The organism is Nocardia nova NBRC 15556 (assembly GCF_001613005.1).
Classification (GTDB): domain Bacteria; phylum Actinomycetota; class Actinomycetes; order Mycobacteriales; family Mycobacteriaceae; genus Nocardia; species Nocardia nova.
On sequence record NZ_BDBN01000002.1, the window covers coordinates 27,001 to 52,585 of the forward strand.

Sequence of the window (25,585 nt, forward strand, 5' to 3'; positions counted from 1 at the left end):
CCGCCATCGGATTCGTGCCGCCGGAACGCGAAGTGCCCGCCCTTGCGACTTGGCAAGGACGGGCTCTTCGCCATGGCGACGGTCTTGGGGCGGTCGCCGCCGAGCGTTCACACCGGATACCGAACCGATTTCAGTCCGGCAGGTAGATCGAGGTCAGCTTGAAGTACGCGGCCAAGCCTTCGTCACCGAGCTCATAGCCGAGACCACTGGCCTTGTGCCCTCCGAAGGGCGAGTTCACATCGAGGGTGTAGGTGTTGACCCCGACTGTTCCGGTGTCGATCCGCCGGGCAACGGCTCTGCCGCGCTCGACATCCGCACTCCACACCGTGCCGCCCAGCCCGTAGATGGAGTCGTTCGCCGCATGCGCGGCACCTTCATCGCCACCTTCGTAAGGCAGCACGGTGAGGACCGGGCCGAAGATTTCCTCGCGGGCGATACTCATGCCGGGATCGACATCGGCGAACACAGTCGGCGATACGAACCATCCCTTCTCGCGTCCGGCGGGGCGGCCACCACCGGTAGTGATGCGGGCACCAGCTCGAAGACCCTCCGCGATATAGCCTTCGATCCTGTCCCGGGCGACGGAGTTGACGACTGGACCGACCTCGGTCGCGGCCTCGAGCGGATCACCGACCCGATAGCCGGACATCGCGTTCGTGACCGCGTCCACGACGTCGTCGTACCGCGACGCCGGCGCCAGAATCCGGGTGTTGTTCACGCAGGTCTGGCCGTTGTTCGCCATGCAGACAACGCCCATGCTCGCGATGAACGCCTCCAGAGGCGCGTCCTCGAGCAGGACCGCAGCGGACTTACCACCGAGTTCCAGCGTCACCGGTTTGAGGGCAGCACCGCACAATTCTCCGATGCGGCGTCCGGCCGCAGTCGAACCGGTGAAAGCAATCTTGTCGACACCGTCGTGACGGACGAGGTGCTCGCCCACGACGCGATCACCGGGCACGACATTGATCACCCCTGGCGGAAAACCGCTTTCGTATACGGCGTCGGCAAACAGGTACGAACTCAGCGCCGTTTCCGGCGACGGCTTGACCACCACCGTGCATCCTGCCGCGAGCGCAGGAGCCAGCTTGAAATGGATCAGCCCGATCGGGTAGTTCCACGGAACGATCACGCCGACCACACCGACCGGCTCCTTGTGCACAATGGTGCGCCCCGCGAACGCGGGCCGTTCTTCGTCGATTACCAGATCGCGCGCCTTCGAGGCGTAGTAACGCAACTGCGATACCGGGCCGAGCACATTTGCCGCACCGGCGAATGCGAGCGGAGTTCCGACCTCCTGCGCAACGATCGGACCGATCTCAGCCGTCCGTTTCTGCAGATTCTCGCTCAGCCGTTCCATGAGGCCCGCGCGCTCGACCGGTGAGAGGTCGCGCCAGGCGGGCAGCGCATCGCGTGCAGCTTGCACAGCAACATCGATGTCGGCAGTCGTCGCGACGGGTGACTGCCCGATCTGTTGTTCGGTGGCCGCCGATATCGTTGGAAGGACATCGGCACCCGACGGCGCCCTCCACTTGCCGTTGATCAGGAAGTGTTCGCGCTTCATCGGTGATTCCTTTCCAGCAGTGGGCGTTCGGGAGACGGCAGTTGAAGCCCGGCTGTCACGAAAACTCGATGAGGCCACGGATGAGCCGGCCGGCCTCTTGGTCGGCATAACCCTCGTTGATCTCCTCGAGCCGGTAGCGCCGGGTGATCAAACGCCCGAGTTCGAGTCGGCCTTGCGCCCACAGACGCAGGAACAGCGGAATATCGGCTTGCGGATTGCACTGCCCGAACAGCACGCCCTGGATACGCAACACGTTGTACGTCACCGCGCCTGCCGGGAGGGCGATGGCGATATCCATGGGATCGTCACTGAGCCCCACTACCGCGACCCGGCCACCCTTGCCGGTGCAGGCGATCGCCCGCCCGATCGTCGCCGCGTCGAGCACACCCGTGCTCACAATGACCGCGTCCGCGCCAGTACCCGCCGAGAGCTCCTGCGCCCACGCCGCCGCCTCTACCGGGTCGCCAGTGGCACGGTTGGCTCCGAGTTCGGATGCGAACTCCCGCTTCGCGAGCACGGGGTCCACGACGATGATGTGACTCGCCCCGGCGTGGCGCGCGCCCTGGACCGCGTTGATCCCGATTCCGCCGGCACCGAAAACGACCACGATGTCGCCGGGCGCCACCTCGGCCGCGTTGACCGCGGCACCCCACCCGGTCGGAACCCCGCAGGACAACAGCGCCGCCACGTCCAGAGGCACATCCTGGGGAATCTTCACCAGTGAACGCTGGGACACCACCATGCGCTCGGAAAAGGTACCGAGTGCACAGAATCCACCCACGCCCTGCCCGTCGCGTTCGAACCGGTGCGTACCGTCGGCCATCAAACCCGTTCCGGCGTTCGCACCACTGTCACACAGGTAGGACCGCCCCGTCGCACAGTAACGACACATTCCGCACGAGGGAATGAACGAGAAGACGACATGGTCGCCCACCTGGACGCGGTCCACACCTGCGCCTATCGCTTCCACGACACCGGAGCCTTCGTGTCCGCCGACCAGCGGGTACGTCCCCATCGCACCGAGGTGCTTCAGATGCGCATCGGAATGACACAGCCCCGCGAACCGATTAGCGATGAGAACCTCGCCCGGCCCGGGTGCGAGAAGGTCCAACTGCTGGATCTCCCAAGCCTTTCCGGGACCTTCGAGTACTGCTGCTGTCGTTTTCATGCATGGATCCTGTGCTCGGCGGAACGGGGCCGGCGTGGCTGCGAACAGAGCCACCAGGGCCGCCCCGGCTGTATCGGCAACGCGGTAGTCGCCATCCCACCGAGAATAAGTTATCTCACTTAGATAGACAACTGACGAAAACTGAAGTCACCGGGTTAGCCATCCAGACGCGGGTCAGTGTTCTCGTCTTCGCGTCGACGCAGGCGTTATCCAGTACTGAAACGCCTTCACGAGTCAGTCGCCACCCCCTCGCTCAGGGTTGTCCCGGCCGCAGTGCGACGAACAATCCCTCCGCATCGGCGAGCAATGTGTCGCCGTCGCGCAGTTCCGCGGTCAGGAAACGCTTGCGGCCCTCTTCGCGGTCGAAGCGAGCGGTCAGAGTCAGTTCGCGATCGAGCGGAGTGATCGCCCGGTAGTTCACATGCAGATATGCGGTGCGCGAGCGGGGACGGCCGGCGGCGTTCGCGAGGCGCCCCAGCACCTCGTCGAATACCAGCGGGATCGCCCCGCCGTGCACCGCTCCCCCGCCGCCGAGGTAGAAGCGGCTGAAGGTCACGTGTCCGCTGACCTGATCGGCGTCGCCGTGGTCGACCACGAACGCGGGCGCCAGCGACTGTCCCCGGCCGGGCACCTCGAGATGACCGGCCACCGACTCCGCATGCGGGACCTGGTAGGCGGACAGCAGCCGCTCGAGCTCGTCGATGCGCTTGGTGACCTCGACGATCTCCGAGGCCGGCGGGTTCGACCCGGCGACCCGGTCCTGCAGGGCCCGCAGCGATTCGATCATCGCGGCGAACTGCTGCGCGCCCTCGGCCGCCACCGCCACCTTCCAGGCGGATTCGCCCGACAGCGGGCTCGCGTCGTAGGGCTCGCGGCTGCTCGATTCGGCATTACCGGTTCCACCGTTGTCCTTGTGCGACATCAACTTTCCCTTTCGATACGTGGGCATTACGCCGACATCTCCCGATGATCTGCGACCTGCCGCTCGATCAGGACCGCTGTCACTCCGGCACGGCTTTATACGTCGTCGGCCGCCATACGCCCGGTCCGTCGGGGGTCTCAGTCCAGCAGGTCGGCGATCTCGGATTCGATCTGCTCGGGCGTCACGGTCGACTCGAAGCGACGGATCACCGTGCCGTCACGGCCGACGAGGAATTTCGTGAAGTTCCACTTCACCTCGTCGGTTCCGATCGCCTCGGGCCGCGTGGCCTTGACGTGGTCGTACAACCGCCCGGCGGAGGGACCGAAATCACCCGGCGCCTCGGCACGCAGGTAGGTGTACAGCGGATCCGCGCCGGGCCCGTTGACCTCGATCTTGCCGAACACCGGGAAGGTGACGCCGTAGTTGGTGGAGCAGAACTCCTGGATCTCGGCGTCGGCGCCCGGTTCCTGATCTCCGAACTGGTTGCACGGGAAGCCGAGGATCTCCAGCCCACGGTCCCGGTTCTTCTTGTAGAGGGCTTCCAGGCCTTCGTACTGGGGCGTGAAGCCACACTTGCTGGCCACGTTGACCACGAGGACGACGCGGCCCGCGTACTCCTCGAGCGAGCGGCTTCCACCGTCGGCAGTGGCGACGGAAAATTCATGAAATGCCATAGCGGCCAGCGTATTTCAGTATCACGAATTATGCAACGGTACCAGATCCATATATGCTGCCGGGATGACATCGGCCCGTCCGCGCGGACGCCCTCGGGACGAGACCGTGGACCAACGTGTACTCGATGCCGCAGTGGAGGAGCTGGCGGAGAAGGGCATCGCCGAGTTCAGCATCACCTCGGTGGCCGCCCGCGCCCGCGCCGCCAAACGAAGCATCTACACGCGCTGGCCCCGGCGCGAGGATCTCATCCTGGCGGGAATGTCGACCCTCGCCGCCGGACTGGTTCCACCACATACGGGATCGATCGCCGAGGATCTGGCCGTGCTGCTCGACCGGATCGCCGGTGTCTTCGTCGAGCCGCGGCTGAGCATCCTGCGCCGCTGCGCGGCGGAGATGGCCGATCACCCGGAGATGTATGCCGCCTTCACACGCGACTCGATCGATCGCTGTCTCGCGGCCATCGAGGACGCGCTGCACGACGCCGTCATCCGCGGCGAGATCCGCGCCGACATCGACCGCGCCACCGTGGCCGATGTCATCACCGGCACCATCATGTTCCGGGCCACCACCCACCCTTCCGACGTCCTGCCCGCCGACCGCCGCGAGGAGTTGATCCGGCTTCTGCTCAGCGGCCTGAGCCCGCGCGACACTCGGCCTTCACGCCCTCGCCCGTGATCGGCGGGATCACCCCGCGACCGGTCCCGGCCCGTTCGCACGCCGTGCCATCGGCCGGGCCTCGCCGGTCTCCGACGTGCCCTCAGCCGACCACCAGATCGCCGACGATGTCGTGAATCCCCGGCCCGGCATCGTCCACGAGCCTCGGCACTCCCTGGGCGATGCACCGCGCGATCACCGGTGCGGCAAGGCTTTTCGCCTTTTCGTGATGTCCGGCGGCCCACTGGCAGCAGGCGGCCAACAGCTGCGCCTGCACCAGCGCCACCGGCCGAGCCTGCCGGCCGATTTCGCGTACGAGGATCTCGGAGCGGTCGCACGCTTCGCCGATCGTGGCGGGCGATCGTTCGGCCAGCAGGAGACGAATGAGCGAGTCCTGGGCCAGTTCGGCGGTCATTGCGCGGATTCTGGTGTCCTGTGCGCGGTACGGCGGCAGGGCGGGAGCCATGAGCGGATGTCGTCCGGGATCGGAAGATTCGCTCGCACGCGTTCGTTGACGATGCGCGCGGCCAGGCGGGGCAGCGATTTGTCCTCGGCGATCTGCGCGCCGATGCTCAGCAGCCGCTCGGCATCGGTGAGTTCGCCCAGCGCGATGGCCAGCCGCGCACCGGTTCCGTAGCTGGCGAGCAGGACATCCGGCATACCGCCGAGCCGTTCGAGTGTGGCGCCGGCCCGCAGCAGTCGCTCAGCCTCGACCAGACGGCCCTGCCGATACCGCAGATCTCCCAGCAGGGCGCCGGACATGAGCGCGATGCGGGTCCCGAGATCCGCGCCGCGCGGCACCGTCGGCGTGACCGCGAAATGCCGCTCGGCCCCGGCGATGTCGAACTGCTCCCACGCGGCCAGCCCAGCGATGCAGTGACTGTGCTGAACGGCCAGCGCGCCGCTGCTCGCACCGTGCCGCAGGGCCGAACGGTGCCAGCGGCGGCCCGCGGGATACTCGAACCGGTTCAGCGCGTCGGCGGCAAGCAGGTCGGCCGCAGACACCGATATCACCGGAGCCGCCAGATCATCGATATGCTCGGTGACCGTGTCGGGCACGATCTCGAGCCGGTCGAGGGCGTAGTCCTCCAAACCCACCAGAAGGGCAGCTTCGGCACGCAGCACCCTCGCGGCCCGCCCGTCGACATCGCTCGTCTCGAGGGCGGCGAGGGCTCTGTCCAGCGCGGTATGGAACTGGGTGTGCCGCTCTTGGCCGAGCGCCGCCCAGGCCAGGCACAACTGGAGCCGGGGTCGCGATTCGGTCAGCGGGGTCGGCAGTTTCGCCATCAGGCCCAGGAACGTGGACGTGCGGAAGGATTCGATGAGTTCGATCGCGCGCGCCCCGACCAGCTCGACGGCACGGTGCGGGTCGGCGGCGAACAGGGCGTGATCGACGGCCTCGACCAGCATGTCGTGTTCGGCGAACCAGTTCGACGCGCGAGAGTGCAACTGCCGCAACCGATCCGGGTCCTGATGCTCGAGCCTGCGCACCAGATGACCGGCGAACAGACCGTGATACCGGAACCATCGGTCGTCCTCGTCCATCCGCTGCAGGAACAGGTTCCGGTCGGCGACCAGCTCGAGCAGTTCCTGACTGTCGGACCGCCCGGACAGGGCGGCCGCCAGATCAGCACAGGTAGCCCCGGTGATCGAGGTGGACATGAGGAACTCCAGCAGCGGCTGATCCAGCGAGCCCAGCACGTTCTCGGTGAGATATTCGCCGATCATGTGGTGTCGACCGGTGAGGTTGTCGATGAACGCGGCCGGGTCGTCGCGGCCGGCCAGCGACAGTTGCGCCAGTTGCAGCCCCGCGGCCCAGCCCTCGGTCGACCTGCGTACTTTGGCCACGTCCTCGGCCGCCAGCCGCAGATCGTTGCGGCCGACCAGAAACGCGGTGGCCTCGTCGGCGTCGAAACGCAATGCGGTGGTGTCGATTTCGATCAGTTCGTCCTGGACGAGCAGCTTGGTCAGCGCCAGCCCTTCCCGGCCCCGGGTGACCAGCACGACCCGCAGGTGATGGCAACCGTGCTCCAGCAGGTAATTCATTGCTGCCAAGGTGTTTTCACCGCGCACCAGTTGCCAGTCGTCGACCACGAGCACCATCGCCTGATCGCTGTCGTGGATCTCGTCGATCAGGGCCGAGAGCACCGCGCGGGTGGCGTCGGAGGATCGCTCCTCCAGCAGCGCGCCCAGCTCGCGAGCCAGCTCCGGGCGCACCCGGCGGATCGCCTGGACCAGGTGGGCCAGGAACCACACCACGTTGTCGTCGTCGTGATCGGTCGTCAGCCACGCCACCGGGACGCCGTCGGCCTCGAGGGCGGTGGCCCATTGCGCGACCAGGGTAGTCTTGCCGAACCCCGCCGGGCCGTGAATCAGGATCACCCGCCGTCTGCCACCGGCGTCGAGAATTTCGCGCAGGCGCGTGCGTTCGATCGCGGTGCGGGCGGCGGTCGGCGGCCGGAATTTCGTGGCCGCGGAGGGTGGTGGCGGTGTGGTGACCGAGCCCGCGGAGACGGCGGGCAGTATCGGCGAGCCCGAGCCTGTCCCCGCGGCGACGTCTTCGTCGGAGGGGGGAACCACCACGGCATCGACCGGCTGTCCGGTCTCGCGCTGCACATCACGCAGCCGTTCGCCGAGTTCGAGGACCGATGCGGGGCGATCCGCGGGCTCGCGGGTCATCGCCGACTCCACCACCATGCACACCGCGTCGGGGACACCGTACTCGCGCAGGTCGGGCAACGCTGCCTCGGCGATCCGCGTCAACTGCACCTCGAGTGGTTCTTCGCTGCGCCGCTCGAACGGCGCGTGCCCGGTCAGCAGGCAGAACATCGTGGCGCCCAGACCGTAGATGTCGGCCGCTTCGGTCGCGGTCGCGCCGCGCAGGATCTCAGGGGCAGTGAACGCGGGCGTCCCGTGCACCAGCGGCGTCGAACCGGTCGTCACCTCGCCGACGTGGACAATGCCGAAATCCGACAGCTGGGGTTCGCCGTAGTCGGTCAGCAGGATGTTGCCCGGTTTCACGTCGCGGTGCACCATGCCCGCGGCATGGGCGGCGGCCAGCGCGCCGGCCATCTTCACCCCGATCGAGACCACCTCGGGCCAGCGCAGCGGGCCGGTCTGGCGCATGCGCTGATCCAGTGACCCGCGCGCGAAATACGGCATCACGATATAGGGGCGGCCGGTCGGTGTCAGGTCGACATGCAGCGCCTGCACGATGTGCGGGTGCACGGACAACCGGCCCAGCGCCCGCTGTTCGCGCACGAACAGCTCGCGCTCCTCACCCCGCACCTCCGACAGCAACAGTTTGACCGCGACATACCGGTCCAGTGCGTACTCCCGGCACCGATAGACCACCCCGGAACCGCCGCGCCCGACCTCGACGGGGTCGCCGAAACCTGCCGCGAGCAATTCTCCGACAATCCCGCTGGACATATCCCGTTGTGTCGTGACGTTGTCCACTTCGGTCCTCAGCTATCGGGACGGTGGTAGTCCGTCGCATCATGGCCGGACCCACGCGGGCTCACCGACCACCCCACAAACGATAGACCCGAAGTTGTCTCAGAGGTAGCCAGGACAATTCCGCGATCCGCCGCCCACCCTCGGCCCGACCGGTCACCGGATGCCGCGCGGACGACAGCGGCTCCTCCGCCGCCCGCTCGACCACTACGGGATCGTCACTCTCGCGGATCAACGCCCGGCCGCATCCCCGGTAACAGACTGACCGGTGGCCTGGTGCCATCACCTGCTTGCGGGCTGATGACGTACCGAAGTCCGCATACGCGGAGAGTCCGCCCCACTACCGCAGGGACAGACTCTCCGCTCGGCGCTGATGCTCGAATCACATTGGCGCACAGCGCCTTCGACAACTACCGTAGTCTCGCGACGGTTACCGCGCCTTCCACACCGGGGCGCGCTTCTCGGCGAAGGCCAGCGGACCTTCCTTCGCGTCCTCGCTGCTCATCAAGCTCTGCCATTCGACCTCGGAATGACTCCACCGGTCGTTCTCGGCGGGCCGGTCATTGGCCTGGATGCCGAGCGCGATCCGTTTGCTGGCCTGCACCGACAGCGGAGCGTTGACCGCGATCCGTTCGGCCAGCGCGAGCGCGGCCTCGACCACGGTGCCGTCGGGGACGACCTGGTTGATCAGGCCGTACTCGCGGGCGGTGGCCGCCGGGATCGGGTCGCCGGTGAGGATCATCTCCATGGCCAGGCGCTGGGGGATCTGCGCCGGCAGCCGGAACACGCCACCCGCACCCGCGATCAGACCGCGCTTGACCTCCGGGAGTCCGAAGCTGGCGCCCTCCGCCGCGACGATGAGGTCGGCGGCGAGAGCCAGTTCGGTGCCACCGCCTAGTGCGGTTCCGTTGACCGCGGCGATGGTCGGTTTACTGATGACGTGCCGGACGAAGCCGGCGAAGCCCCAGTGCTCGTTGCCGGGCGCGAACAGACCTTCGCCTCGCGAGATGGCCTTGAGATCCGCTCCCGCGCAGAAGGATTTGTCCCCCGCGCCGGTGATCACGACCACCCGGATCTCCGGATCGTTCTCCGCCTCGACCAGCGCGCCGCCGACGGCCTCGCTCACCGCGGCGTTGACCGCGTTGCGCGCCTCGGGACGGTTGATGGTGATCAGCAGGACGTTGCCCTTGCGCTCGACCAGGGCGCCGGTCTCGGTTGCCGCCGTCATCACTTCACCAGCTCGAGGATCGTCGCGTTGGCCTGACCGCCGCCCTCGCACATGGTCTGCAGGCCGTAGCGAATGTCGTTGCGGCGCATATGGAAGATCATGTCGGTCAGGATGCGGGCACCCGAACCGCCGAGCGGGTGGCCCAGGGCGATGGCGCCACCGTTGGGGTTCAGCTTCTCGTCCGGCGCGCCGATCTCCTTCTGCCACGCCATCGGCACCGGCGCGAACGCCTCGTTGACCTCGAACACACCGATATCGTCGACCGACAGACCGGAGCGTTCCAGCGCCTTTTCCGTGGCGGGGATCGGGGCCCCGAGCATCATCACCGGATCGGCGCCCGCGACCACCGCGGTGTGCACGCGGGCGATCGGGGTCAGTCCGTGCTTGCTCGCGAATTCGTCGCTGACGATCAGCAGGGCTGCGGCGCCGTCGGAGATCTGTGAGGCGTTGCCCGCGTGAATGACACCGTCGGACTTGAAGACCGGCTTCAGGCCGGCCAGCTTCTCGACGGTGGTTCCCCGGCGAATGCCCTCGTCCTTCGAGACGACGGTCCCGTCGGGCAGGGTGACCGGCACGATCTGCGCGTCGAACAGACCGGCGTCCTGCGCGGCCGCGGCACGTTCGTGCGAGCGAGCCGAGAACGCGTCGACCTCGGTGCGCGACAGCGCCCACTTCTCGGCCATGATCTCGGCGCCGACACCCTGGTTGGGCGAGGCGTTGTAGCGCTCGGTGAACTTGGGGCTGAGCGGACTGCCGCCGCCGGCCACCGCCGCACCCATCGGCACCCGCGACATCGACTCGACACCACCGGCGACCACGGCTTCGTAATGACCGGCGAGCACGCCGGCCACGGCGAAGTTCAGCGACTGCTGCGACGATCCACACTGACGGTCTACGGTCACGCCCGGAACCGACTCCGGCCAGCCCGCGGCGAGCACCGCATTGCGCGCGATGTCGTGGGTCTGCTCGCCGACCTGCCCGACGCAGCCCCAGATGACGTCCTCGACCAGCTCGGGTTCGATACCCGCGCGCTTCACCAGTTCCTGCAGCACCAGGGCCGACAGGTCGACGGGATGAATTCCGGAAAGACCACCGTTGCGCTTGCCGACCGGGGTCCGGACGGCCTCGACAATTACTGCACCCATAGGGTTTTCCTTTCTACAGTCCGAGCGAGCGCCCGATGATTTCCTTCATGATCTGAGTCGAACCGCCGTAGATCGTCTGGATCCGAGCATCGGCGTAGGCCTTGGCGATCGGGTACTCCATCATGTAGCCGTAACCGCCGTGCATCTGCTGGCAGGCGTAGATCAGGCGCTGCTGCAGTTCGGTGGTCCACCACTTGGCCTTCGCCGCGTCGACCCCGTCAAGGGTGCCCGCGTTCAGCGCGGTGATACACCGATCGACATAGACCTGCGCGAGATCGACCTCCGTCTCGAGGGCCGCCAGCTCGAACTTGTTGGCCTGGAAAGAGCCGATCGGCGTCCCGAAAGCTTTGCGGGACTTGACATATTCCAGAGTCGTATCCAGCAGCGCCCGGCACGAGGCGACCGCTGCGACGGCGATGGACAGCCGTTCCATCGGCAGGTTGCGCATCAGGTGCAGGAAGCCCTTGCCGACCTCGCCGATCACGTTCGCGGACGGGACCCGGACCTGATCGAAGTTCAGTTCGGCGGTGTCCTGGGAGTGCATGCCCAGTTTCTCGAGGTTGCGGCCGCGGGTGAATCCGGCCATCCCACGCTCGACACCCAGCAGCGTGAACGCAGCGCTCGCCTTCGCGTCCGAGTCGGTGCGGGCGACCACGATGACGAGGTCGGCGTGGATACCGGAGGAGATGAAGGTCTTCGCTCCGGTCAGCACCCAGTCGTCGCCGTCCTTGTGCGCCGAGGTCCGAATACCCTGCAGGTCGCTGCCCGCGCCAGGTTCGGTCATCGCCACCGCCACGACGAGTTCCCCGCTCGCGAACGCCGGTAGCCATCGCGCCTTCTGCTCATCATTGGTCAGTTCGAGCATGTAGGGGGCGAGCACGTCGTTTTGCAGGGTGAATGCCGGACCACCGGAGGACGCCCGGACCACTTCCTCTGCGACGATGGCGTTGTAGCGAAAGTCGCCCGACATCCCGCCGCCGCCGAATTCCTCGGGGACCGAGAAGCCGATCAACCCGAATTTGGCGGCCTCGACATAGAGCTGCTTGTCGATGATCCCGTCTTTTTCCCACTGCTCCTGATGCGGAGTCGCGTAGCGAGCCAAGAACTCTCGAACGGTTTCGCGGTATTGGTCGTGTTCGCTGTCGAAGATTTCTCGTTGCATCGTTGTCTACCTTCCCGAGGCGACCGCGGGAGCCGCCGCGGATTCGTCCATCTCCGAAACCATTTCGAGCAGGCGACGCCGATCCACCTTCAACGACACACTTCTCGGCAACTCGGCTACCGTGTAGATCCGCACCGGGATTTCGTAGGCGGTGAGCCGGTCACGGCAGAAGGTTTTCAATTCGTCCTCGGCGACCTCGGCAGCGCCGTCGCGTAGTTCGACGACCGCCACGGGCACCTTTCCGAGCCGCTCGTCGTCGCGGCCGTAGACCGTCGCATCGGCGATCGCCTCGTGCGCACGCAGCGCGTCGGCGACCGTCTCGGGGTGAACCTTGAACCCGCCGCGGACGATCGCGTCGTCCGCGCGACCGTCGATGTAGACGAAGCCGTCCTCGTCGAGATGGCCCAGGTCGGAGGTGCGAACCCACTCGTGTTTGCCGTCGCCGGTCTGGCTGGATCTGACCTCGAGGCGCCCGGACTCCCCGATGGGCAGGACCGTGCCGTCCTCGGCGACCGCCCGCAGTTTCACACCCGGCATTTCCCGCCCGACGCTGCCACGCTTCTTGGTCCACCATTGGGCGTGCATGGGTTTGGTCCATCCGGCGATCGCGCCGGAGAACTCGGTGGCGCCGTACATGATCAGCACCGGGATGCCGTATTTCGCGGTGAATTCGTCGGCCAGATCCGGATTGACGAACGTCGTACCCGCCGTGATGGCACGCAGACTGGCGAGATCCTCGGCCGGGACGTCGGCGTTGATCACCGCACGCATGGCCGCCGGCGGCAGGCCGGCCACCTTGGGCTGATGTTCTTTGACCGCCGCGCACCAGCCCTCGACGGTGAAGCGCGGCAGCATCACGAAAGGCCGCGCCTCGGCAAGGTTCTGCAGCACACCCCACAGACCGCCGATGTGCACGATCGGGAGCGTTACCAGCGCGACGCGACCGGTGAGCAGCTTCCGGTCGGGCGGTCCGGCCGCTCCGGTATGTCCGTGCACGGCGATGAGTGCGGCCTCGAGCTGCCGCCAAGTGAGCGGGATCCGCTTGGGCGGCCCGGTGGTACCGGAGGTGAACATCTCCACGCCCACCGCATCGCCGATCGCACCGTCGGCCTCCGGCGGCGTGGCCGCGCCCGCCTCGGTGGTCGCGACGACCCGCGCACCGTCCACGGCGAACCCGATCATGGCACCGGTTTCGGCCGCGGACCGGAACAACGGCTCGTTCCACAGCGACTCCGGCGCCAGCACGGCGTGCGGATGCGCCTCTGCCATATCGGCACTCAGGCGCGCCACCGGCTGCATGGGGTTGAGCGTGATGACCGTGCGCCCTTTGCCGAGGATGGCGATGAGCGCCGCGATCGACTCCATCCGATTGTCGAGCACCACACCGATCCGGCTACCGCCGTTGCATCCGGCCGCGGCCAGTTCGGCGTCCAGGGTCTCCGCAAGTACCCGCACCTCTCCCCAGGTGAACCAGGTGTCACCCTGCTGGATCATGGGGGCGTCGTCGTCGGCCTCCCATAGCCGCCCCAACGCGCCTCTGATGCTCGTCATTGTTTCCTCCCACTCTTGCGGTAGCGGGCCACCGAGTCGGGACACCGTGCTCCGGCGGCCCGGCCGTATCGATCGCCATGATCACGCGAGCCGGAAATCCGGCTGTCGTATGCTCTATTCAGAAGATAGCTGACATGGTTAACTAGGTCAACATTCAGTAGGCTTTCAAGGGAGGAACGCCGTGGATTTCGCACTGAGCGCCGAACAGGAAGACCTGGCCGCCGGCGAGCGCGCGTGGCTGGTCAAGAACGACCCCATCGCCGCGCGGCGGCCGAGCATCGATGACGGTCCGGCGCGAGTTCCCGATCTCGCCGCGCGCCACGTCGTGGAGTCGGGACTGGTCGGCCTGCTCACCGCCGAGACGGGTGGGACCCACGTCGACCTGGCAGTCCTGGTCGAAGAGCACGGACGGGCCGCCAGCGCCGTGCCGCTCGCCGAACTGGCGCTGGCCACCGCCGCACTCGACACGCTCGACCATCCGCTGCATACTCTCGCCACCGCGAATGCCGAGGGGAAGGAGTCGGTCCCCCTGGCCCTGACCTCGGTCGACGGAGCCCCGCTCACCGTGGAGATCAGCGGCACGGAACTGCGGATCACCGGCACCACAGCGCCGGCGACAGCACTGCTCGATGCCACCGGATTCCTGGTTGCCGCACCGACTTCCGACGGCAGGGAGGTTCTCGTCCACCTGCCGGCGAACAGCGCAGGCGCCGGTGTACGCACCCTGGAAACGCTCGACCTCACCAGATCCTGGTCAGTCATCGAGCTCGACGTGACAGTTCCGGGACAGCGCTGGACAACCGTGCCGGCCGGCACCGTGCCCGCGCTGGCGGACGCGCTCGCCTTCTACCGGAAGATGGATGCGCTGGGCGCCGCCGAACGTCTGGTGGAACAGACCGTTGAGTACGCCGGTCAGCGCACCCAGTTCGGCCAGCCGATCGGCTCGTTCCAGGCCGTCAAACATCACTGCGCCGATATGGCACTGCGGACCGAGGCGGCGCGGGCGTCACTGTGGGCCGCCGCCGTCGCCCTCGACGGGGCCGACGCCGCTCGCCGCGCCACCGCGGTGTCCGCTGCCGCAGCCTACGCCGGCGAGGCGACCAGTACCGTCGCCTCTCTCGCACTGCAGGTGCACGGTGGGATCGGCTTCACCTGGGAACACGACCTGCACCTGCTGACCCGCCGGATCAAAGTGGACGAGTTGCTGAACGGTTCGGTCAGCTGGCACCGCAGGCGACTCGTCGGCGCCTGAGCTCGCACTGGGCCCGGTTCAGCTCTCCCGCAGCGTCATTCGATGCGGGCAGACAGCTTTCCGGCGGCGACTCATGAGCTCCCGGGCCGGGCTCGGTCCCGCGCCGGACCCAGTCCGAACTTCGCCGGATCCAGGCACCCGATGTACTCGAGCGCGGTGTCTATCGCCTCGTTCAGTTCGGCACGGGTGCGGCACTTGAGCACGACGCGCGCCGACTCCGCACGCATCGCCAGCAGAAAATCGCGAAGTAGTTTCTCCCGTCGCGTCGACCCCAGCCGCAGCAGCGCGATGTCGTGATCGCTGCCCCGGCGGGCCTGCCCCCGGCGGATCGCGTCGAAGCCCGGCGGCGTATCACCCATGGCCACGACTCGCGCGCGAGATTGGTTCTCCCACAACAGCTCCAGATACGCTCGGGTGCTCACCCCGTACAGTCGCATCGGATCGTCGATGCCGTCCGCGCGGGCTTTGTCGACCGCCTCGCGCACCCGCCCGTCGATCCGCTCGATCAGATCGGCCCAGATCGCCAGGAACACCTCAGCCTTGCCACCGAAGTGGTGATAGATGCTGCCGACGCTGACTCCCGACTTGTCGACGATATCCGCCATCGTCACGGCGGTGAATCCGCGCTCGCCGAAGATCTCCGCGGCGGCGTCGAGAACCCGATCCTTGGTTTCCGGTGAACTCGTCCAGCCGCGGGTGCGGCCCTTCGTCTCCGTCATCGATCGATCCTCCGTAGCCCGAGATCTGCGCCTTGACTTCTCCCACCCTCGGTGGTGATAATCACCTTACATTCTAAAATGTCATTCTAGAAACTAATTCTGCTCGTCTGGCCGTTCCCGGCACCGGAGCACAGCGGCCGGCCCGCGGGGACCACCCCGCCCGGCATCGGCAGCACAATCCGTCTCACCCTCACGGTGAGCGATCAGGAGGCATCACATGACAATCAAGCTATGGGCGAACTCGGCGGACTCGCACTTCCTCGAGCCCGAGGACCTGTGGCGCACCCGGCTGCCGAAGCGGCTCGCCGAACTCGTCCCCCGTTCGGAGAAGGATCCGGATGGCAAGTGGGAGACGGTATTCGTCGACGGCCAGGCCTTCCGCCGCCGGCTCCCCACCATCTCGCAGGAGGAGTTCTTCGCCGCGAGCCACCGTGCGCCCGGCTCCGGCGACGTGACCAAGCGGCTGCCCGACCTGGACGAGGAGGGCATCTGGTCGGAGCTGGTTTTCCCGTCGCTGGGCATGTGGGCATCGTCGTTCCGCACCCCCGAGGTGTTGCGGGAGGCGACCCGGGCCTCCAACGACTGGGCCAAAGAGGTCATCATGGACTACTCGCCGCGCCTGCTCCCCACCGCGCAGGTCTCGACGCTGTCCATCGAGGACGCGTGTGCCGAGTTGAAGCGCTGCGGCGAGATGGGATTCAAGGCCGTATTCCTGACCGTGGCCCCGCATCCTCAGCAGAAGGACTACAACCACGACGCGTGGGAGCCGTTCTGGGCGCTCGCCGAGGACATCGGCATGGTCATCTCGTTCCACATCGGCACCGAACCGATCGATATGGCCAGCGGCGGCGCGGCCGGCGTCATGTACCGGGGCCCCGGCGGCGCGGTGCTGAACTACACCGAGACCACCTTCGGCGGCCAGCGCGCGGTGATGAAACTGGTCGCCTCCGGTGCGCTCGACCGGCATCCGAACCTGAAAGTCCTTGTCTCCGAAGGCGGTGCCACCTGGGTGCCGTTCATCGCCGACCGGATGGAGGAGGGCTATCGCCAGCACTCGCAGGTGGTGCGCCCGAAGCTGAACCGCTCGCCGAAGGAGATCATCTACTCGCAGGTGTACGCGTCGTTCCAGCACGACGAATCGGCCGTCCACGCGATGACCGCGATGGGCTACAACAACGTCATGTGGGGCAGCGACTACCCGCACATGGAAGGCACCTACGGGCACACCCAGAAGACCCTGCACCACCTGTTCGACAATGTCGACCAGAAGACGCGGGACCGCATCACCTTCGGCGCGTTCCAGGAACTGTTCCCCGACGCCCCGCTGCCGCCCGCCCCGGGCACCGTAGCGCCGGCCGCGGCGACTGCCTGACGGCCCGCCGCCTCCGAAAGAATCGAGAACACCTCATGGAAGACAGCGTTCTCTACGACCTGCCGACGGAGTTCTTCGCCGACATGGCCGCCGCCTCGGGCTACTGCGACGCACAGTCCATCCTCCCCGCCGACGGCAGGTATCTGTGCCACTGCACCTGTGGCCGCTGGGACGTCGAGGCCCCCACTCGCGACGAGGGTTTGGCCCTGGCCCGCGCCCACACCGCGGGTACCCAGTAGCACGATCGAATACGAGACATCCGCATCGCGCCCCACCGGCCGGTGCGGATGCCAAGTTCGCCGAGCCCCAACTGGCGCGAATCACAGGAAACCAGCCCCGGAGCGCATGCGCTCCGGGGCTGGTTTCACTCGACAGCGGTGTCTATCCGGCCTCAGCGCGGCAATTTCAGTCCGCGCTCGGCGATGATGTTGCGCATGATTTCCGAACTGCCGCCCGCGATCGTGTACGCACGGGCGTAGAGGAACTCGTCCTGCCAGCGGCCGCGGTCGACGGCGGCCGGGTCACCTTCGACCAGGATGCCCGCCTCGCCGCACAGTTCCAGTGCGAACCGTGAAATGTCCACGCCCAGTTCGCTGAACATCAGCTTGGCCATAGGCGCGTCCTGCACCCGCTCGGTGCCGCGCGACCATCGGCTGATGTTGGCGTAGACCAGTGCCGACAGCGCCTCGACCTCGGCCCGGAATTTGCCGAGTGTCTCCTGGACCGCCCCATCTTGAATGCCGGGTCGCCCATCCCGGTTGATTCGCTTCGCCAGATCTTCCAACGCGTCCACATTCCCACGCAACCGCACCACGCTGGTCGCGACGCCACTGCGTTCGTGTCCGAGGCTCGAATTGGCAATGGCCCAACCGGCATTGAGCTCACCGATCAGGGCGTCGGCAGGCAGTTCGACGTTGTCGAGGAACACCTCGTTGAAGTCCGACGTCCCGGTCATTTCGCGCAGCGGCCGCACATCGACGCCGGGCAGGCTCATATCGACGATGAAGGCGCTGATGCCCTGGTGCTTGGGCACGCCCGGATCGGTGCGGGCCAGCAGATAGCCGTAGTCGGCCCAGTGGCCGTTGGTGGTCCACACCTTCTGACCGGTGACCCGGAAGCCACCGCCCTCGGTGCGAACGGCCTTGGTGCGCAACGACGCCAGGTCACTGCCGGAGCCGGGTTCGCTGAACAGCTGGCACCAGGTGTCGGCGCCGGAGCGAATGCCGGGCAGATAGCGCTGACGCTGTTCCTCGGTCCCGAAGTCGATCAAAGCATACGAGACCAGCGTGCCCGCACCCGCGAAATGCGGGGCCTGCGCGCGGGCGATTTCCTCGCCCACCACCACATCACGCTCGGCCGAGTACGAACTACCTTGTCCCCCATATTGTTCCGGCCAGTCCCCGCCCATGTACCCCGCAGCGTAGAGCTTGCCGATCCACTCGGTGATCAGCGCGTGCTCGGCCCGATTCTCGGCACTGCGCACACCGGCCTTCGGCGGGATCGCGGGCGCGTTGGCCTCGACGAATTCCCGCACCTCCAGCCGGAACCGTTCCAGCTCCGGGCTCATTCCATAGTCCATCTCAGCTACTCCTTCTGCGGATGCGCCTGGGCGACCCCGTGGTCAGCGAACCTCGTACTTGCGGGTAGGCACCTCGGAACGCACGACCTGCTCCTGCCCGATCGGATTGCCGATAATCGTGTACGACATGGCGGTGGCGAGGGCGTGCGAGCGGCCGGTGTCGCGAGACTCCCAGATCGCCCGGACGCTGCCCTGCACCGCCGCCGGCGGCTTGGCGGCGATCCGCGCGGCGAGGTCCTGCGCCCGATCGCGCAGCTGCCCCCGGGGCAGCACCTCGGTGACGAAACCGATCTCGAGCGCACGCTGGGCCGACATTCGTTCGTCGAGTCCGAGCAGGACCATGCGCAGCACCTCCCCGATCGGGATTCGATGGGCGAGACCGATCGGCTCGAGGGCCGCCACCATGCCATAGGAGACGTGCGGGTCGAAGAACTCGGCATCGTCGGCGGCAATGATGATGTCGGCTTCGTTGAGCCAATACAGGGCTCCCCCGGCGACCATACCGTGCACCGCGCAGATCAGCGGCTTCCAGCACCCATTCTGCTTGGGTGAGAGATCGACACCAGGATCCTCCCGGCTGAAGGGGTTGTCGGCGAGGAAGGTCCCTTCCTTCACATCGACACCGGTGCAGAATGCGCGATCACCGTTGGCCTGCAGCACGATCGCGTGCACGTCGTCCTCGTTGGCGGCGAACCGCCACAGTGCCTTGAACTCCGCGCGCATCGCGTCGGTGAAGGAGTTCAACCGATCCGGCCGGTTGAGCGTGATGGTCAGCACGTGCTCCTTCAGCTCCGCGATGACCGTGGTCAAACCGTTCAGATCCACCATTCCTCCTGCAGTCGCGCCGATATCAACAAAGCTTACTAAGTTATCCTTCATATGTCAGTAGTCGGGTTGCGCATCCGAAGAGTAGGTCGCCATGTCCCCCGTCGTCGCCAATACCGGGGGCGATGGTGTACCCCGCTTATATGCCGGGACACAAGGTCGAGGAACAGATGCTGCATCTGCGTCCGCTCGCGGAATCCGGCCGGATGATGATGTTCGCCTTCGACCCCGGCGGGAACCTGCGGATGGGCCTCGAAGACCCGCTGCGCACCGTCGGCCACACCAACACGGACATGATCAAGCAAGCCATCGCGCTCGCCGACGAGGTCGGCCGGCCGATCGCCACGTACCAGAACGCGCTGGACGTGCTGTCTTCCTGAGGTCCACGGAAGTCCCGGCAGGAAAACGGGCATCGATGTCGGCCCGTCACGTGTTCGTGACCGATGCCCGCGATCCGAGCATCGCCGCCCGCACCGCACCCGATGCCGAAAACACCTGGGAGTACTACCAGGTGAAGCGGTGTCGGGTCACTCCTTCCATGAAGTTCAGGCGGTGTGATCTGTCAGCTTCGTCGTCCCGGCGGGCTCCATACGGAGTTCAACTCGATGCTGTCGAGCAGGCCGGCCTTGAGAATCTTGTTCGTCGGCGTGCGCGGTAGAGCATCGGTCAGGGTGAGGTATTTCGGCAGCGCGTGTTTGGGTAGGCGGCTCGTCATCCACTCGTAGAGTGCCGGTTCGTTCAGAGCGGAACTTTCCACGACCTCGGCGGCGACCAGGACCTCGTGTCCCGCAACGGAATCAGGTACACCGAGTACCGCGCTGGCGACGACTTCCGGATGCTCGTCTATCACCGCCTCGATGGCGGTGGCCGAGATGTTTTCGCCCAGCCGGCGAACGGTGTCACCGGCTCGGTGCAGAAATTCGAAGGTGCCGTCGACGTGCTTGATGACGATGTCGCCCGTGTGGTACCAGCCGCCCGCCAGTGCGCGCTCGGTCGCCTCCGGTTGGTTCAGATAACCCACCATGATCATGAGCCGGTTGCCGGGGCGAATCCAGAGCTCTCCGGGCATGCCGTCGGCTACGGCTCGTCCGTTTTCGTCGACGACTCGAGCCCGATAACCCTCGCGTACCCGCCCGCACCACGTGTGCGCGAGATCGGGTGGCTCGCTCAGCACCAAGGGGAAACCGACCTCGGTGGAGCCGTAGAGGTCATAGCATTTCACGCCGAATCGTTGCGCGAATTCCGCGGCGAGCGCGACGTTGTGGCCCGCGAACACCGACCGTAGCGGGTTGTCGGCGTCGTCCGCGCGCGGTGGCCGCGCGAGCAGGAGTGAGGCGATCAGAGTGGCTGTGGTGCACCCGAATTCGCGGATGTCGTCCATGGCGGCCCCGGCCGAGAACCGTTCCCGGAAGACGACCCGGCCGCCGGTCGCGCACATCGACACCAGGGGGCTGCGCCCGGTGACATGGAACATCGGATGGCAGTTGTAGGTCACATCGTCCGGGCCCAGAGGGATCCGATCGGCCATGGTGGCGAACTGGGCCCAATCGAGCATCACGCCCTTGGCGGGTCCCGTACTACCGGAGGTGTAGATCACGCACGCGATATCGGTCGGCATCGGTAGTGCATCGAATGCCATGGTGGCGGCGCTCAGCGTTTGCCACGCACCACGCTCGACCGCGCGAACCACCAAGGCCGGCCGGGCATTTCGGAGGTGGTCGACGAATTCCGGCCGGGCCAGGCACAGGATCGGCGCGGCGTCGTCGAGGACATGTTCGAGGAAGGCGCCCTTCAGTTCGGGATTGACCGGAACTTCCACCGCCCGCAGGCAACCGAGCGCCAGCCAGATCATCGCCGCGTCGATCGATGGCGGCAGCAGAGTCGCCACCCGGGCGCCGGGCCGCACACCGAGATCACGCAGACACTCGGCCCAGTTGCGCACCCCTTCCCACGTCTCGCCGTAGGTGGCACGGGCGCCGGACACCTCCTGCAGAAACAGCCGATTCGGTTCCGATGCAGCGCGAGAACGCAATTGGGCCGGCAGCACCGACGCCGGATCGGTGACCTTGGATGCGAGCGTCGATGCGGCGGACAATCGGAGTCTCTCCTCGTCGTACTTCGGTAGCCGACCGGCATCGGGCGGGTGATTCGCGCGGGAGCCGGCACAGTGGTGAGCCGCGGGCGCCGGCGAGCGCCCGTGTGCCCTCACCAATTCAGTTGTCGCAGGCGATGATTCCGAGCTCGACCAACTCGTCGATCCGCTCCTCCCCGATCCCGATCTCACGCAGCACCGGCCGGGTGTGCTGGCCGACGGTGCAACCCGCATCGGCCTTGGTCCGCGAACGCGAGAAACGGGTGAGCGGGGCCAGCCGACGGTGTTCGTCGAAGATCGGGCTGATCGCTTCCACACTGTATCCGGCCTCGAAGAACGGATCGGACTGCAGTGCCGACTCGGAGTTGCGCTCGAGGATCGCGACACACCCGACGTCGAGGGCGGTGAGTTCGTCCTCCCACTGCTGTTTTTCCTTGCCCGCGAACACGTCCGCGAGCACGTCCGCGAGTGCGGCGTCGTTGGTGTGGCGATCCTGCACGGTGGAAAAGCGGGAATCCGAGGCCAGATCGGCATAGGGCGACAGCGCCTTGACCAGCGCCTCCCATTCGCTCGACAGCGGCGCGGCCAGGAAGACCCAGCCGTCGGCGGCCTGGTACATCCGGTAGAGCGCGCCCAGCCCGTAGAACTGCGCGTCGGGAACGTCGATCTCCGGCCGCCCCGCATAGCTGGTGTTGTACGAGATCAGCGCCTGGTGCACGGTGCCGAGCATGGTGGTCACCATGTTCGACAGTTCTACGCCATTGCGTTTGGCATACAGGCCCACCAACATGGCCGAGGCGACGCCCAATGCGGCGATGCCGTCGGATTGCACGGCCGGCACCGCACCGGCCGCATGCAGCGTGCGCGCTCCGGCTCGCAGAGCGTCTCGGTCGCGGGGCGGGTTCACAGCGTCGCGACCGTCCAATGCCGACAGTCCGGTGGCCGCGCCGATCGAGGGCGCGTAAGCGGGCCGGGCCGCGTACGGACCCTCGACGCCATAGCCGGGGGTGCTCAGATACACAATGTCCGGGTTGATCGCCTTGAGTGTCGTCTCGTCGATCTGTGCCCGCTCGGCGGCCGCGCCCCGGAAGCATTGCAGCACAATGTCACTGCGCCGGACCAGCTGGTAGACGAGCTCCAGTCCGTCGGGCGTCGTGAGATCTACCGCGACACTTTCCTTACCCTGCAACACCTTTGCCCCACCAGCCTCGGGGAAGGCCACCAGATTGCGGATATTGTCGCCGCCGATCGGTTCGACCTTGATCACCCTGGCGCCGAGGTCGGCGAGCAGGGTCGCACCGTAGGGTCCGGCGAACATGGTGCCGAATTCGAGGACCGTCACGCCGTGCAACGGCAATTCCTGCGGCGCGGCACTCTCCTCGGACGAATTCGACACTGCCACAGCTCGATTCACCGCGGGTGCGGCGATTGCGGCCCGCACCTCGTCATCGTGCTGGCCCGCCAGCGGTGCCGGACCCGGCACGGTCAACGGCTTACCTTCGGTATGGATGAGAGTGGAGGGCTGGCGCACCGGCCCGACCGCGGGGTTGTCGACCGTGATGACTCGTCCCTCCGCCACGACCTGCGGATGGTCCAAGGCCTCCTCGGGCGTGCGGAAGGCCTCGGCGCTGATGTCGTGATTGGTTTCGAAGACGTGCTGCCATTCCTCGAAGGTGCGCGCGCCGACACGGTCGAGCATCATCTCCCAGAACTCGGTGCGGAGGCCGGGGGTCGGCAACATCGGGAAGCCGGTCCATTTCGGATCGGCCAGCTCCTTCACCAGATCGAGTTCGGCGAGCCATGCCTGCATCAACCGTGGCGCGGTCTGCGCGAACTGCAGCCAGCGACCGTCCTTGGTGGCCGCGATCAGCAGCGCGTAGATCAGGTACGCCTGTGGGCGTCCCGCATCGTCGTAGGCCACATCCATCGGGCTGAACGCGTCGGGGTAGCGCTCGAGGACCATCTCGTAGAACCAGTTGTACGGATCCATCGCGCCCATCCCGGTCACCAGGTTGGATTCGACGGCCTGCCCTCGGCCACTCGACATACGCTCGATCAGCGCGGCCAGGATGCCGTGGACGGCGGCCTGCGATGCGCCGAAGGAGGCATAGGGAGCGGCGACGAAGGCCGGTCCCGGACGGATGGTCAGCTGTCGCTTCTCGAACATGACACCGGTCTTGGCCATCACCAGACCTTCCCAGCCCTTGTAGTCCTTCCACGGGCCGGAACTGCCCCACCCGGTGATCGAGGCCCAGACCAGCCGCGGGTACTTCTCGGCCAACGATTCCGGCGTCAGCCCGATCCTGGTGGCCGAGGCCGGCCGCATCGTCGTGATAACGACGTCCGCGGTGCTCAGCAGCGCCCTGAGCGTGGCGAGATCCTCGCCGGCACGAACGTCCAGCGTGACGCTGCGTTTGCCACGCAACAGACCTGGCCAGCCGGGGAGATTGCGCAGGTCGCTGCCGCCGGGGGGGTCGACCATGATGACGTCCGCGCCGCAGTCGGCCAGAAACTGGCTCGCCTGCGCGCCCGGCAATGTGGTCGAGAGGTCGATGACCACCAAGCCCGCGAGGGGACCCGAGCTTCCCTGGTCCGGTCCTGTCGTCACGGTGATGTCCTTTCGTGCGAATCCGCTCGGCACCGCGGTGCCATGCCCGGTCCGTGGCCGGGCGAGAGATCAAGCGATGGCGATGTTCTTGAGCCGCAGGAACTCCTCGATGCCCTGCCGGCCGCCTTCCTTGCCCAGGCCGCTGAGCCCGATGCCGCCGAACGCCCGGTTCACACCGAGGTTCATGGCGCCGTTGATCAGCACCTCACCGGTGATCAGCTCCTCCGCGACGCGGTGCGCGCGGCGCAGATCGTTGGTCTGGATGTAGCCGGACAGGCCGTATTCGCTGTTGTTGGCGATCTCGATCGCCTCCTGCTCGGTCGCGAACGGGGTGATGGCCAGCACCGGGCCGAACACCTCTTTCTGCGCGAGTTCGGACTGCGGGTCGACGTCGGCGAAGACGGTCGGCTCGAGGAAGAATCCATCGGCCAGCGCCCCTTCGATCCGGTGGCCGCCGGTGACCAGCCGCGCGCCGTCTGCTCGAGCGCGCTCGATCATGCCGAGGATTCGGTGCAGCGCCGCCTCGTTGACGACCGGGCCCGATACGGTCCCCTCGGCCAGCGGATCGCCGACGGTGATGAATTCGGCGAACGCCTTGACCCGGCCGATCATCTCCTCATAGATGCTGTCCTGCACCAACATTCGGGTGGGTAGCGCACAGCCCTGACCGCTGAGCGCGCCGATGGACATCATCGTGCCGTGTGAGCACGCCTGGTCGAGATCGGCGTCCGCGAACACGATATTGGCCGATTTGCCACCGAGTTCCAGCACCGACGGCTTCATCAGATCAGCGCAGCTGTGCAGGATCTTGCGTGCGGTGTCCGGACCGCCGGTGAAGGTCACCTTCTTGACCAGCGGATGCTCCACGAGCGCGGCCCCCGCCTCGGGCGCACCGGGCAGGATATTGACCACGCCGGCCGGAATGCCGGCCTGTTCGACGAGGTCGGCGAAGAGCTCCGCGGTGAACGGGGTCAGCTCGGACGGCTTGACCACGACGGTATTCCCGGCCGCCAGCGCGGCCGGAATCTTCATCGCCAGCGAGATCAGCGGTCCGTTCCAGGTGATGATCACGCCGATCACGCCATAGGGCTGCCCGAGGGAGTAGGAGAACTCGCCGTCCGGGCCGAACGATCCGGTGACCTCCGAAGTGAGCTTGTCCGCCCAGCCCGCGTAGTAGCGGGTCCACTCGATCGAGGAGGCGACCAGACCGGCAGCGACCGGAATGGGCGTGCCGTTGTCGATGGCACCCAAGCGAGCGAACTCGTCGGCGTTGGCTTCGATGAGGTCGGCGAGCTGGAGCAGCAGCCGGCGGCGCTCCGAGGGCCGGGTGCGGCGCCAGTCGGCGAAGGCCTCGTGCGCGGTGCGTGCCGCCAGGTCGACCTCGGCCCGGCCCGCCAGCGGAATCGTCGCGTCCACCCTGCCGTCGACGGGGTTGATGTGCTGATGCGCTCCGCCCGATCCGCTGGTGATCCGCTCGGCGCCGATCCGAAGGTGGACCGCGGGCCTGGTCGTGTCGATTGTCTGACTGGTCATGGATGAGTCACCGCGCTTCATTGCGATCGAATTTTGACAACGCCATCTTAGTTAACGATGTTGCGCAGCTCACACAGTATTAC

Annotated in this window: 21 protein-coding genes; 5 read left to right on the forward strand and 16 right to left on the reverse strand. The window is 66.8% G+C overall.

Annotated elements, in window-relative coordinates; all coding sequences use genetic code 11:
- Positions 1-130: 130 nt before the first annotated feature.
- The 4 genes from NN2_RS01225 to NN2_RS01240 form a co-directional block, all read right to left on the reverse strand.
- A complete protein-coding gene (locus NN2_RS01225) occupies positions 131-1,561 on the reverse strand; it encodes an aldehyde dehydrogenase (RefSeq protein ID WP_063009509.1) in 1,431 nt (476 codons plus the stop codon).
- 55 nt (positions 1,562-1,616) lie between these two features.
- Positions 1,617-2,729 carry a Zn-dependent alcohol dehydrogenase gene (locus tag NN2_RS01230; protein ID WP_063009511.1) on the reverse strand — a complete coding sequence of 371 codons (1,113 nt, stop codon included), beginning with the start codon at positions 2,727-2,729 and terminating at the stop codon, positions 1,617-1,619.
- Between the two features lie 253 nt (positions 2,730-2,982).
- Positions 2,983-3,678: a hotdog domain-containing protein gene (locus NN2_RS01235; protein WP_245658487.1), complete on the reverse strand. Its 696-nt coding sequence runs from the start codon at positions 3,676-3,678 to the stop codon at positions 2,983-2,985.
- A 110-nt stretch (positions 3,679-3,788) separates the two neighbouring features.
- Positions 3,789-4,325, reverse strand: a complete 537-nt coding sequence (locus NN2_RS01240) for a glutathione peroxidase (protein WP_063009513.1) — start codon at positions 4,323-4,325, stop codon at positions 3,789-3,791.
- Between the two features lie 64 nt (positions 4,326-4,389).
- On the opposite strand from NN2_RS01240, the gene NN2_RS01245 reads away from it, so the two are divergent.
- The gene (locus tag NN2_RS01245) at positions 4,390-5,001 is read left to right on the forward strand and encodes a TetR-like C-terminal domain-containing protein (RefSeq protein ID WP_063910628.1); all 612 of its coding nucleotides are present in this window, start codon (positions 4,390-4,392) and stop codon (positions 4,999-5,001) included.
- An 82-nt stretch (positions 5,002-5,083) separates the two neighbouring features.
- Here NN2_RS01245 and NN2_RS38330 read toward each other — a convergent pair whose 3' ends face one another.
- The 6 genes from NN2_RS38330 to NN2_RS01275 all read right to left on the reverse strand — a co-directional run bounded on the left by NN2_RS38330 (position 5,084) and on the right by NN2_RS01275 (position 13,522).
- The gene (locus NN2_RS38330; RefSeq protein WP_063009517.1) at positions 5,084-5,395 is read right to left on the reverse strand and encodes a hypothetical protein; all 312 of its coding nucleotides are present in this window, start codon (positions 5,393-5,395) and stop codon (positions 5,084-5,086) included.
- Positions 5,392-8,412 carry a serine/threonine-protein kinase gene (locus NN2_RS01255; protein WP_063009519.1) on the reverse strand — a complete coding sequence of 1,007 codons (3,021 nt, stop codon included), beginning with the start codon at positions 8,410-8,412 and terminating at the stop codon, positions 5,392-5,394. Before NN2_RS01255 ends, NN2_RS38330 begins: the two co-directional genes overlap by 4 nt.
- A 454-nt stretch (positions 8,413-8,866) precedes the next feature.
- A complete protein-coding gene (locus NN2_RS01260; RefSeq protein WP_063009521.1) occupies positions 8,867-9,664 on the reverse strand; it encodes a crotonase/enoyl-CoA hydratase family protein in 798 nt (265 codons plus the stop codon).
- A complete protein-coding gene (locus NN2_RS01265; RefSeq protein ID WP_063009523.1) occupies positions 9,664-10,809 on the reverse strand; it encodes a thiolase family protein in 1,146 nt (381 codons plus the stop codon). Before NN2_RS01265 ends, NN2_RS01260 begins: the two co-directional genes overlap by 1 nt.
- 13 nt (positions 10,810-10,822) lie before the next feature.
- A complete protein-coding gene (locus tag NN2_RS01270) occupies positions 10,823-11,971 on the reverse strand; it encodes an acyl-CoA dehydrogenase family protein (protein ID WP_063009525.1) in 1,149 nt (382 codons plus the stop codon).
- Positions 11,972-11,977: 6 nt separating this feature from the next.
- Entirely contained in the window at positions 11,978-13,522 is a 1,545-nt protein-coding gene (locus NN2_RS01275; protein WP_063009527.1) for a class I adenylate-forming enzyme family protein, read from the reverse strand.
- A gap of 181 nt (positions 13,523-13,703) precedes the next feature.
- Between NN2_RS01275 and NN2_RS01280 the strand changes: the two genes are divergently transcribed.
- Complete coding sequence (locus tag NN2_RS01280; RefSeq protein WP_063009529.1) at positions 13,704-14,774, forward strand: acyl-CoA dehydrogenase family protein; 1,071 nt, start codon at positions 13,704-13,706, stop codon at positions 14,772-14,774.
- Between the two features lie 71 nt (positions 14,775-14,845).
- On the opposite strand, the gene NN2_RS01285 is transcribed toward NN2_RS01280, so the two are convergent.
- Positions 14,846-15,493 (reverse strand): TetR/AcrR family transcriptional regulator, encoded by a 648-nt coding sequence (locus NN2_RS01285; RefSeq protein WP_063009531.1) that lies wholly within the window; start codon positions 15,491-15,493, stop codon positions 14,846-14,848.
- Between the two features lie 217 nt (positions 15,494-15,710).
- On the opposite strand from NN2_RS01285, the gene NN2_RS01290 reads away from it, so the two are divergent.
- Both NN2_RS01290 and NN2_RS01295 read left to right on the forward strand, forming a co-directional pair.
- Positions 15,711-16,865: an amidohydrolase family protein gene (locus NN2_RS01290; RefSeq protein ID WP_063009532.1), complete on the forward strand. Its 1,155-nt coding sequence runs from the start codon at positions 15,711-15,713 to the stop codon at positions 16,863-16,865.
- A 35-nt stretch (positions 16,866-16,900) separates the two neighbouring features.
- A complete protein-coding gene (locus NN2_RS01295) occupies positions 16,901-17,104 on the forward strand; it encodes a hypothetical protein (RefSeq protein WP_063009534.1) in 204 nt (67 codons plus the stop codon).
- A 152-nt stretch (positions 17,105-17,256) separates the two neighbouring features.
- On the opposite strand, the gene NN2_RS01300 is transcribed toward NN2_RS01295, so the two are convergent.
- On the reverse strand, positions 17,257-18,444 hold the full coding sequence (locus NN2_RS01300) for an acyl-CoA dehydrogenase family protein (protein ID WP_063009537.1): 1,188 nt from the start codon (positions 18,442-18,444) through the stop codon (positions 17,257-17,259).
- A gap of 42 nt (positions 18,445-18,486) precedes the next feature.
- Complete coding sequence (locus NN2_RS01305) at positions 18,487-19,272, reverse strand: enoyl-CoA hydratase/isomerase family protein (protein WP_104363342.1); 786 nt, start codon at positions 19,270-19,272, stop codon at positions 18,487-18,489.
- Positions 19,273-19,412: 140 nt separating this feature from the next.
- Between NN2_RS01305 and NN2_RS01310 the strand changes: the two genes are divergently transcribed.
- Positions 19,413-19,649 carry a 3-keto-5-aminohexanoate cleavage protein gene (locus NN2_RS01310; RefSeq protein WP_169812364.1) on the forward strand — a complete coding sequence of 79 codons (237 nt, stop codon included), beginning with the start codon at positions 19,413-19,415 and terminating at the stop codon, positions 19,647-19,649.
- A 182-nt stretch (positions 19,650-19,831) separates the two neighbouring features.
- On the opposite strand, the gene NN2_RS01315 is transcribed toward NN2_RS01310, so the two are convergent.
- The 3 genes from NN2_RS01315 to NN2_RS01325 all read right to left on the reverse strand — a co-directional run bounded on the left by NN2_RS01315 (position 19,832) and on the right by NN2_RS01325 (position 25,502).
- A complete protein-coding gene (locus tag NN2_RS01315) occupies positions 19,832-21,364 on the reverse strand; it encodes an AMP-binding protein (protein WP_063009542.1) in 1,533 nt (510 codons plus the stop codon).
- Positions 21,365-21,482: 118 nt separating this feature from the next.
- Positions 21,483-23,969, reverse strand: a complete 2,487-nt coding sequence (locus NN2_RS01320; protein ID WP_245658489.1) for a CaiB/BaiF CoA transferase family protein — start codon at positions 23,967-23,969, stop codon at positions 21,483-21,485.
- 69 nt (positions 23,970-24,038) lie between these two features.
- Positions 24,039-25,502 carry an aldehyde dehydrogenase family protein gene (locus NN2_RS01325; RefSeq protein ID WP_063009547.1) on the reverse strand — a complete coding sequence of 488 codons (1,464 nt, stop codon included), beginning with the start codon at positions 25,500-25,502 and terminating at the stop codon, positions 24,039-24,041.
- Positions 25,503-25,585 lie beyond the last annotated feature (83 nt).

What these genes read in the sequence shown, in the direction of transcription:
- NN2_RS01225 (WP_063009509.1), bottom strand. Translation starts at nt 1,561, where the DNA reads ATGAAGCGCGAACACTTCCTGATCAACGGCAAGTGGAGGGCGCCGTCG.
- NN2_RS01230 (WP_063009511.1), bottom strand. Translation starts at nt 2,729, where the DNA reads ATGAAAACGACAGCAGCAGTACTCGAAGGTCCCGGAAAGGCTTGGGAG.
- NN2_RS01235 (WP_245658487.1), bottom strand. Translation starts at nt 3,678, where the DNA reads ATGCCCACGTATCGAAAGGGAAAGTTGATGTCGCACAAGGACAACGGT.
- NN2_RS01240 (WP_063009513.1), bottom strand. Translation starts at nt 4,325, where the DNA reads ATGGCATTTCATGAATTTTCCGTCGCCACTGCCGACGGTGGAAGCCGC.
- NN2_RS01245 (WP_063910628.1), top strand. Translation starts at nt 4,390, where the DNA reads ATGACATCGGCCCGTCCGCGCGGACGCCCTCGGGACGAGACCGTGGAC.
- NN2_RS38330 (WP_063009517.1), bottom strand. Translation starts at nt 5,395, where the DNA reads ATGACCGCCGAACTGGCCCAGGACTCGCTCATTCGTCTCCTGCTGGCC.
- NN2_RS01255 (WP_063009519.1), bottom strand. Translation starts at nt 8,412, where the DNA reads ATGTCCAGCGGGATTGTCGGAGAATTGCTCGCGGCAGGTTTCGGCGAC.
- NN2_RS01260 (WP_063009521.1), bottom strand. Translation starts at nt 9,664, where the DNA reads ATGACGGCGGCAACCGAGACCGGCGCCCTGGTCGAGCGCAAGGGCAAC.
- NN2_RS01265 (WP_063009523.1), bottom strand. Translation starts at nt 10,809, where the DNA reads ATGGGTGCAGTAATTGTCGAGGCCGTCCGGACCCCGGTCGGCAAGCGC.
- NN2_RS01270 (WP_063009525.1), bottom strand. Translation starts at nt 11,971, where the DNA reads ATGCAACGAGAAATCTTCGACAGCGAACACGACCAATACCGCGAAACC.
- NN2_RS01275 (WP_063009527.1), bottom strand. Translation starts at nt 13,522, where the DNA reads ATGACGAGCATCAGAGGCGCGTTGGGGCGGCTATGGGAGGCCGACGAC.
- NN2_RS01285 (WP_063009531.1), bottom strand. Translation starts at nt 15,493, where the DNA reads ATGACGGAGACGAAGGGCCGCACCCGCGGCTGGACGAGTTCACCGGAA.
- NN2_RS01290 (WP_063009532.1), top strand. Translation starts at nt 15,711, where the DNA reads ATGACAATCAAGCTATGGGCGAACTCGGCGGACTCGCACTTCCTCGAG.
- NN2_RS01295 (WP_063009534.1), top strand. Translation starts at nt 16,901, where the DNA reads ATGGAAGACAGCGTTCTCTACGACCTGCCGACGGAGTTCTTCGCCGAC.
- NN2_RS01300 (WP_063009537.1), bottom strand. Translation starts at nt 18,444, where the DNA reads ATGGACTATGGAATGAGCCCGGAGCTGGAACGGTTCCGGCTGGAGGTG.
- NN2_RS01305 (WP_104363342.1), bottom strand. Translation starts at nt 19,272, where the DNA reads ATGGTGGATCTGAACGGTTTGACCACGGTCATCGCGGAGCTGAAGGAG.
- NN2_RS01310 (WP_169812364.1), top strand. Translation starts at nt 19,413, where the DNA reads ATGCCGGGACACAAGGTCGAGGAACAGATGCTGCATCTGCGTCCGCTC.
- NN2_RS01325 (WP_063009547.1), bottom strand. Translation starts at nt 25,502, where the DNA reads ATGACCAGTCAGACAATCGACACGACCAGGCCCGCGGTCCACCTTCGG.